At 72.2% G+C, this 8,236-nt stretch carries 11 protein-coding genes; 7 read left to right on the top strand and 4 right to left on the bottom strand.

Annotated features, from left to right (window positions below):
- Positions 1-205: 205 nt before the first annotated feature.
- The 4 genes from F7Q99_RS39250 to F7Q99_RS39265 all read right to left on the bottom strand — a co-directional run bounded on the left by F7Q99_RS39250 (position 206) and on the right by F7Q99_RS39265 (position 3,960).
- The gene (locus F7Q99_RS39250; protein WP_195911437.1) at positions 206-1,135 is read right to left on the bottom strand and encodes a hypothetical protein; all 930 of its coding nucleotides are present in this window, start codon (positions 1,133-1,135) and stop codon (positions 206-208) included.
- Positions 1,136-1,667: 532 nt separating this feature from the next.
- Entirely contained in the window at positions 1,668-2,105 is a 438-nt protein-coding gene (locus F7Q99_RS39255; RefSeq protein ID WP_153472129.1) for a hypothetical protein, read from the bottom strand.
- A complete protein-coding gene (locus tag F7Q99_RS39260) occupies positions 2,054-2,857 on the bottom strand; it encodes a DUF927 domain-containing protein (protein WP_195911438.1) in 804 nt (267 codons plus the stop codon). The genes F7Q99_RS39255 and F7Q99_RS39260 overlap by 52 nt, the downstream gene beginning before the upstream one ends.
- Positions 2,858-3,666: 809 nt before the next feature.
- Positions 3,667-3,960 carry a hypothetical protein gene (locus tag F7Q99_RS39265; protein ID WP_153471999.1) on the bottom strand — a complete coding sequence of 98 codons (294 nt, stop codon included), beginning with the start codon at positions 3,958-3,960 and terminating at the stop codon, positions 3,667-3,669.
- A 164-nt stretch (positions 3,961-4,124) separates the two neighbouring features.
- Here F7Q99_RS39265 and F7Q99_RS39270 point away from each other — a divergent pair, with 164 nt between their 5' ends.
- From F7Q99_RS39270 to F7Q99_RS39300, 7 genes are all read left to right on the top strand, one after another.
- Positions 4,125-4,280 (top strand): hypothetical protein, encoded by a 156-nt coding sequence (locus F7Q99_RS39270; RefSeq protein WP_153472163.1) that lies wholly within the window; start codon positions 4,125-4,127, stop codon positions 4,278-4,280.
- The gene (locus tag F7Q99_RS39275; protein WP_153472134.1) at positions 4,277-4,912 is read left to right on the top strand and encodes a hypothetical protein; all 636 of its coding nucleotides are present in this window, start codon (positions 4,277-4,279) and stop codon (positions 4,910-4,912) included. Before F7Q99_RS39270 ends, F7Q99_RS39275 begins: the two co-directional genes overlap by 4 nt.
- A complete protein-coding gene (locus F7Q99_RS39280) occupies positions 4,909-5,748 on the top strand; it encodes a protein spdB (RefSeq protein WP_153472136.1) in 840 nt (279 codons plus the stop codon). Before F7Q99_RS39275 ends, F7Q99_RS39280 begins: the two co-directional genes overlap by 4 nt.
- A 31-nt stretch (positions 5,749-5,779) precedes the next feature.
- Positions 5,780-5,968: a hypothetical protein gene (locus tag F7Q99_RS39285; protein ID WP_153472139.1), complete on the top strand. Its 189-nt coding sequence runs from the start codon at positions 5,780-5,782 to the stop codon at positions 5,966-5,968.
- A 2-nt stretch (positions 5,969-5,970) separates the two neighbouring features.
- On the top strand, positions 5,971-6,204 hold the full coding sequence (locus tag F7Q99_RS39290; protein WP_153471987.1) for a hypothetical protein: 234 nt from the start codon (positions 5,971-5,973) through the stop codon (positions 6,202-6,204).
- An 829-nt stretch (positions 6,205-7,033) separates the two neighbouring features.
- Positions 7,034-7,477 (top strand): hypothetical protein, encoded by a 444-nt coding sequence (locus F7Q99_RS39295; RefSeq protein ID WP_153471975.1) that lies wholly within the window; start codon positions 7,034-7,036, stop codon positions 7,475-7,477.
- A gap of 161 nt (positions 7,478-7,638) precedes the next feature.
- On the top strand, positions 7,639-8,236 hold a 598-nt coding region (locus F7Q99_RS39300; RefSeq protein ID WP_153472142.1), incomplete at its 3' end, for a hypothetical protein.

Here is an 8,236-nt window from a genome sequence, read left to right on the forward strand (position 1 = left end):
GCGTCGGTCTCCAGGGTGAGCGGGAAGCGCCCGGCCTGGAGAAACGCGCGCAGGTCCCGCCAGGTGTTGGCAATGGCGGCGTCCTGGAGGGCTGCGGCCCAGTCGGGGCGGTAGATCTTCCTGGCGTAGATCTCGCCGGTCACGTGGTCGCGCTCGGGCTCGTTGCGCTCCAGGTAGCCCCGGCCCGACTTGTACAGGGCGCCGTTCAGGCGCTTGCCAGGGTCGCGGCCTCGCGCCCTGCCTCGGCCTCGGCCAGCAGGAACTCCCGGCCGAGGCGGATGCGCTCGTAGCCGGTCTCCATCACGCGGCGGCTGTCCTTCCAGACCAGGGCCTCCAGGACGACCGGCGTCCAGTCCGGGTACGCCTCCATAAGCAGGTTCATCGCGGGGGTGGAGCGGATCCACCAGCCGCCTTCCTCGGCCGTGCGGAGCTGGAAGGGGGCAGGCCGGGCAGCCCGAACCCGGGCGCCTCCGCCACGCGCCAAAGGCCGGCCTTCTTCGGGTCGAACTCCGCGCCGTCCGGGTAGTGGTCGGCTCACCGACCCCGAGCGGCGTGTTCGACCAGGCGGACAGCCACGCGCGGTCTTGTCGTACGGGTGCAGCCACTTCATGTCGCGCTCCGGCGGCTCCATGCGCCGGTTCCACCCGAGGTGAAGGATCGGCTTGAGCCGCTGCCCGGCGGTGAACTGGGGGATGGTCTCCAGCCGGATCGCCTCGCACCGGGCCAGGTCGGCGGTCATCCCGGCGTAGCCCATGGCGGTCATGTTGACGTTGCGGTAGTACCGCTCCACCTTGGGGCGCTTGCCCTTGCCCCGGCTGGACAGCAGGAACAGCATCACCGCTTCGAGCAGCTGCGCGCCGTCGACGGCGGAGCCGAAGGAGTCCTCCAGGCGGGACGGGTCGTAGGCCGGGATGGAGATGTGGCGCCGCTCGCCGTCGCCGGGGATGGCGGTCATCCAGAACGAAAGGCCGGCGGGCTCGACGCGCTCGACCACGCCGCCCGCCACGGGGGTGGCCCACGGGTGCTCGTGCGGTGCCACGAGTTCGCCGTACACCGTGATGTCGTAGGCGGGCAGCCCCATGGCCCCGATGGCGCTGGCGTGGACGTACAGGGTGCACACGTCGTACGCCGCCATGAGCGCGTAGGTCTCCTCCACGCTGCCCGGCATGGCACCGGCACCGGCCGCATGTTGGGCAGGTGCAGCCCGGTGCCCGCCAGCACGCCGACCTTCGCCGCGCTGAACTTCCCGTCCACCAGCTCGTCCCACCGAGGTTCGGTCACCTCCCGAACCAGCGCGGGCAGCCCGGCCGCCACGGTCGGCACCGGCTCCGCCTCGGGCGCGGACAGCGACAGCTCGACCTGCGTCGGCACGAACGCCGTCTCGCCGCCGGGCACCTCGCCCGACTCCTGGTGGTCCGTGCCGCCGTCGCCCTGGCCGTCGTGGCCGTCGTCGCCGTCGTCATCGAGGTCGAGCGGTCCGCCGAACAGCTCCTGCGCCGGACCGAGGTTGAAGCAGTGCATCCGCTGGGTGACGGGCTTGTCCCGCAGGAAGTTCGGCACCCGCCGCAGCACGTTGGCGCCCTCGCCCCGTACGTGCACCTTCACCTCATCGAGCTGCCGCAGCGCGGAGGTGAGGTTGACGACGCCACCCTTGTCCCCGGCCTCCTTCACCACCGGGTCCAGCACCCACCACTCCTGCTGGCCGTGCCGGTCGACGCGGTAGAAACCCGCGCGCTTGACCCCGCCAGCAGCGGCCCGGGGCAGCTCCTCCATCTCCGGAACGCCGCAACGTCCAGGCGCATCGCGTCCAGCGCCCGCCACAGCAGCTCGCCCTCCGGCACGTTCGTCTCCGCCGCAGCCTCGATCGCCGCCTTCAGCCGCTCGGCGGCAGCGCGCTCGGCAGCCTCGCCCAGGCCCGGCACGCCGATGGCCTCGCCCAGGACGTGAGCGCCGACCACCCACGCCATGTGAATCTCGGCGATCGTGTCGGGGATACCGCCGTTGCGCGGCATGTACTTGGCGCACAGCTCCAGGTGCGCCCGCCGGGCCTCCTTCAGCTTCTCGCGGTGAAGGCGCCAGCCTTGCGGGCCCACTCCAGCGGCCACCCGCCGTGGTCCCTGGCCAGTCGCTTGAGTCGCTTGGAGACGTGCTCGGCGCCCTTGTGGTCGGCGCCGACCGCGTTGCCGTCCAGGTCCACCCACGCGTTCGGGAAGAACGGCGCCTTGATCTCCAGCAGGCGCGAGGCCAGGTCTTCGGTCTGCCCCTCGAACTTCAACGGCAGGTTGGAGCTGGACAGCAGGATCGACAGCCAGAAGCCGTCCATCTCCCGGATGCCGCCGTCGACCGTGCCGGTCGAGCGCAGGCAGCCCGCGCAGATCTGGGAGAACTCCGAGCTGGACTGCTGCGGGGTGCGCCCGCTGCTGCTGTGCTCGTCCAGGCACAGCGGCAGGTAGCCGCGCCCGCGCAGGTCCTGGGTGATGCCCTGCTTGCTGGCGTTCCACGTCATCAGCAGCCGCTGTCGGCGCGGCTTGATGTTCCCGAACAGGGCCGCGCAGACGAACATCATCGTGGACTTGCCCTGCTGGCCGGGCCCGTGGAGGTTCAGGATGTGCGCCAGCACGCCCAGGGAATCGAGCATCGGGCCGGAGAACATCGCGCCCATCACCAGCGCGGCCTTGGGGTCCACGACCGCGTACGCGCCGGTCTCCTCCCACGCGTCGCGGGCGGCCTTCTCGGACCCGCACAGGGTGCCGTAGCCGTAGAGCTGGGCGTCCGCCTCGGGAAGCACGAGGTCGCCCTCGTCGGTGTAGTACGTGCGGGCGGGGACCTCGGGGGCGTCCTCCGCCTGCATGCGCATGGCCTTGGCGAACGCGTGCTTCTCGTCCGGGCCGGTCGGCCGGCGGCTGCCGGTCTTCGACGCCCAGGTGCCCCCGGTCGAGTTCGTCTTCCGTGATGATCCGGGGGCGACGCTGACGGCGGCCGACGACCAGGTACTCCAGTGCGGATGTCTTCGCCGTCGTCGGTCAGGTGCGCGATCACGGAGGTGACCTTCGGCGCCTGCCCGACGTGCAGCAGCGGGGACCCAGGCCGGTGCTGGTGCAGGACCATCCGGTCGTTCAGGCCGGTAGAACCACCCCAGCCGCATGCCGGGGATCTGGATACAGCCCGCCGGAACGCCGTCACGGTCGAGCTGGGAAACGGTGCCCTCGCCCTGCTGGCGGGGGATCGGGGCCGACTTCTTTCGGGGTGGGCAAGGTACGCCCTCTCCCGGTGCCATGGTGTGTCGGGACGCGTGGTCACCTACACTCGACACCGTCTAGGGCCCGCCTTCCGGATTACGACCCCTCTCCTGGTTACGCACCAAGTGAGGGTCCGGGGGGCGGGTTTCGTCTTGTGTGGGGTCAATCGCCGTTCGTGGGGCTGAGGTTACTCCCCGTTGCGGAACTGGAGTTCCTGCACCCTCTCCGTGCGGCCGGGGAACGACGGACAGGCGAACCTGCCCATCCTCCAAGATCCCCAGCTCAACGGCGTGGAACGTGCCGTCCGGCGTGCCGAGGGCATCGACCGAGAGGGCGTCGGCGGGCATGTCGAAGCTGCCGCCGAGGTGCATCAAGAGGCCGATCAGCATCGCGTGCGACATGTCGGCGGGCTGGGGCAGGCGGTCGGTCACGAGGTCTCCCGCTTCCGGCTGGTAGTGGCCTTCTTCGTGGCGGTCTTCTTCGCCGCCCTGGGGCGGACCTGGATGCCCGCCTCGTCCAGCCACTCGTACCAGAGCGTGGTGGAGACTCCCGCCAGCTCTCGTACGCGGTTGCGCCCCGCGCCAGCCTGTACGGCCTTCACGGCGGCGGGCTTGATGCGGGTCAGCAACTCGTCCGCCTGCCGTAGCAGTTCGCCCCTGTCGTGACCCAGCTTTGCTACCTCTGCGAGTGCGGCAGCTTGTGCTACCTCCGGAATGTCCATGCGGGGATCATACCGTCATGACTCGCTACGCAACACACTTGTGCGCTGCGAAATAACGTGTCATGGTGGAGCCGTTCCCAAACGGGAGCGGCCCCGAGCCGGTGCGGCAAACACCTGCTCAGGGCCTTGACCACCCCCCTGAGACGACAGGAGGGCGATCCGTGATGGATCGTACCCAGGGGCCCGGCACGTCCGTGCCCGCCCCCGCCCCGAACCCGTCCCCGGCGCCCGAGCCGACCCCGGCCCCGGCCCCCGAGCCGGTCGTCCTGGAGCGCGGCTCCGGCATCAGCGTCATCTGGCCCCAGGACGGTGCCCGATGAGCGACGACCGCGACTTCGCCGCCCAGATGCTCCGGCGCGGTCTCCAGCTCGCGGAGCGGGCCGACGCGACGCTGTCCAACGCCGCCAGCGGCATGGGGCACACCAACGAGGGGCGGGCCGCGCTGGTCGCCCTCGGGGCCGCCCAGGCCCAGCTGGCCCAGACCTTCACCCAGCTCGCCCAGGCCGCCGGCGATCGTCGGGGGTGCCCGATGAGCTACGCCGGTGGCACGCCCGTCCAGAAGCCCGCCCCCCAGCCGAAGGCCCCGAAGGCCGGCCTCGTCTGGCGGGCCCTCACCCCGCAGCGCTTGGCCGTCCTGGTGGCCGCGCTGTTCGCCGCCGCCGCCGCTGGTGCGGCCGGTGCCTTCATGGCCCACTTCGACGCGCCGTTCTGGGCGGAGCTGGTCGTGGCCGAGCTGGTGGCGGTCGGCATGCTGCTCGGCTCCTTCGAGCTGCTGGCCGGTTGGCTGCGGCGGGCCGAGGAGAGCGCGCTGTTCGCCATCCAGGAGAAGGCCGCCGCCGCCCACTGGGCCGGTACCTGCGGCTGCACCTCCACCGCCGTGATGCTCGCCGACTGCGACCGCTGGAACGAGGCGCTGGTGCTGGCCGTGGAGTTCGAGGACGGTGCCCGATGAACACCTCTCTGCGACGCACGGCGGGCCGGGCCTGGCTCGCGGCTCCGGCTCTGGCGGTGACCGTCGTCTCGGCGGTGCTGACCGTCGCCGTGGTGGCCCTGTGGCTCAACGGCGTGATGCCGCTCGCCCTGGCGCTGGTGATCGGCCTGGGTTACGACGGCGCCTGGCTCGCCGCCCTCTCCTACGAACGCCGGTTGGCGGGGCAGGGCGACCACAACGCCAAGGTCACCGCGCTGGGCTGGATGTCGGGGGCGCTGACGACCGGGATGCTGGTCGTCCACGCGCTGACCAGCCCTCACACCGCCGGGTGGCTCGCGGTCGCCTGGCTCCCGCTCGCCGCCAAATCGCTCTGGTGGCTCCACGGCGTGTGGGAGTCGACGGAGATCAGCCCGAAGGCCAAGTCGGAGATCCGCCGGGTCCTCCAGGACTCCCGCGACAACGCGGCGATCTCCCGGGCGGTGCTCAACGCCCAGACCCACGGCGAGCGGACCCGCATGGACTCCCTGTCCCGGGCCGGAGCGGCCGTGGCGAAGGCCCAGTCGAAGGCCGCCGAGCGCCTCTCCGGCGCCTGGCAGGAGTTGGCGGAGGTCAACGGGCAGGAGGACCAGGCGCCGGTGTTGGAGCGGCTGGGCGCCCCGGCGGCGCCCCGCCTGGGGAGCTGCCGGTGTGGACGCCGGTCTCCGCGCTCCGCCCGACCGCTGTTCTCTCCGGCGGAGACCCGGCGGATATCCGCCCGCAGCCCGCTACCGCCCAGGTCAGCGCCACGCAGCCGTCCGGCGGTCCCCGCCCGGAGACCGAGCAGCTTCCGCTCCCGGCCAACCTCGTTGCCTCGGTGAGCGCCGGAGCCCCGGCGCGAAGGCCGCGAGCGTGGCCTCCCTGGTCCGCCTCGCCGTGGCGGAGGTCGGCGACGACCCAAAAGCGGTGACGGCCTGGGTGAGCGCCAGGACGACGAAGCCGGTGCGGCCGGACACGGTCGCCCGGGAGATCCGCAGCACGAGGAACACCCCCACCAACACCAAGGCCGGCGGCTTCGGGTTCGCCGCCGGGAGGAGCTGACCATGGCCGAGCCGCGCTACTACACCACCGCCGAGAAGGCCAAGCTCGCCTGGCTGGTCGGCCGGGCCGCCGCCGGGGGCGACCGCGCCAAGATCGGCGCCAAGATCGACGAGATCCAGGCGGAGGCGGTGGCCCGCGAGGAGGCCGAGGACGCCGCCCGCGAGAAGGCCAAGCAGGACGCCCGGGAGGCGAAGGCGAAGGCCCAGGCCGAGCGCCGCGCGAACCGCTGGTTCTGATCGACCATCAGGGGCGGGCCCGAGGGGGCCGCCCCGTACTACCCGAACCACCTCGAAGGAGAGCACCATGCGCAAGTCCGTGATCAAGACCACCCCGATCGGCCTGCGGGCGGGCGACACCCTCCGGGACACCGGGGCGGTCGTTGACCACATCGTGACCGGCGTCGCTGCTGGCCGGATCGACGTGGTGACCGACAGGGGCACCCGCCGTATGAGCTCCACCCACATCGGTCAGCGTCATCCGCTAACCACCCCGAGGAGATCCCCATGGACACCACCACCCGCGAAAGCGCTCGTGGCCTTCCAGCGGCTCCGTACCGCACTCGCCGTCGTCGCCCTGGACCCCGCGCGGCGGGCCCGTGCGACGGATTTCACGGCCCCGCTCCAGGTCCTGGCCGAGGAGGCCAACGCCAAGATGACCGCCGCCGGATTCCTGGGACGCGTCCGGGCCGACCGTCACCACGCAGGAGATCGAGGCGCTGATTCCGTCAGGCCGGCTCACCGCCCTCTGACCAACCCCGGGGCGGGCCCGGCCGGGCCCGCCCCGCCCACCAGAGAGGAGCACGACATGAGCAGCATCCAGGTAGGCGACGAGGTTCGAGGTGACCTCGGGCCGGTACGCCGGTGGTCGGGGCCGGGTCGTCTGGGTCGGGCCGGAGGACGTCGAGATCCGGGGGCTGATCGGCTGGTTGGCCGAGGCGTTCTGTTCCCTGCCGCGCGTCCCGCCCCGGCCGACCTGCGCCGGATCGGCCCGCCGACCGGGCCTGACCGACCACCCACCAGGGGAGGCCCACCGGCCGCCCCTCCCGCACGAAGGAGAGACCCCCTGATGAGTGAGACCCCGCGCCGAACGCTGCACCACTACCCGGCGTTCACCGCCCCCACAGCGGCCGAGGCCTACGCGGACGCCCCCGACCTGGACCAGGAGGCGGAGGTGCTGGCCCGGCTCTCCCAAGATCCGGAGCTGGACGGCTGCCGGGAGATCGCCCTCCGGGAGGCGGCATTGGCCGACCGGCGGTGGTGGCGGAGCCGGACCGAGCTGGACGGCCTACTCGCCGAGTCGGCGGCGTACGCGCTCCAGCAGCGCGACCGGCTTCACCCGGAGGACGTCCAGGGTCCGATCGGCCCGGACAGCATCGAGTGGGACGCCCCCGGTGGGACCCGGGCCTACGTCCGCCAGGAGTACTGGCACTGGCACAACGTCCCGCCGGGCTGCGGCCCGTGCCCGCCGGAGGACCCGTGCCCGTGGCACGCGGAGCACGGCACCCGCTGAACGGGTGACCGAGAAGAACCGAAATCCGTGGGCCATCTGTCGCAGGTGGCGCGCACACTGACAGATCACCTGCTGATCTCTGATCAACGAGGGGACGCCGGGCGGGGGTGACGCCCCGCCCGGCAGCAGGCTCCCCAAGGCAATGGAGAGGAGAGCACCACATGGCCATCCTGGCAGCCGCGAGAGGCGTCCACAGCGCCGTATCCGGCCTCGCTCAGGTGTCGCCCTCCGCGCACCCGTCCGGCCCCGCTACGGGCACCCCAGCGCCCGCCGGTAACGGCACCGGCAACGCCATCGCGGGCGCGATCTGGAGCGTCATCGAGTGGATCGGCAAGGTCACCCACCTGACCCCGCTCGGCGTGCTGCTGGCGCTCGGCGGGATCGGCTGGCTGATCAGCCAGATGCCGAAGCTGCCCAAGCGCACCGCCCAGCAGAAGGCGACCGACGAGGCGATCGGCAAGGCCGGAAAAGCCACCGCGGCTTGCCTCGGCCGGTTCCTCACCGGGCGCCCGATCAGCGCGAAGACCGCCGCCGCGAAGAAGGCCGGCGGAGCGTCGTTCTGGAACAACGCGCTGCCCGAGCCGGAGCCGCTGTCCGCGCCCCCGGCCGCGATGGGCGCCATCGCCCTGCCCGGCCCGGCGACCGGCCCCGACTTCCGCGAGGTCCTGGCCGACCGACTCACGGACTTCCAGGACTGGGTGGCCACCCTGCCGGTGCCCCGCCTCCTGGTGCAGCTCTCCGACGTCGGCACGATCGTGG

Source organism: Streptomyces kaniharaensis (genome assembly GCF_009569385.1).
Classification (GTDB): domain Bacteria; phylum Actinomycetota; class Actinomycetes; order Streptomycetales; family Streptomycetaceae; genus Kitasatospora; species Kitasatospora kaniharaensis.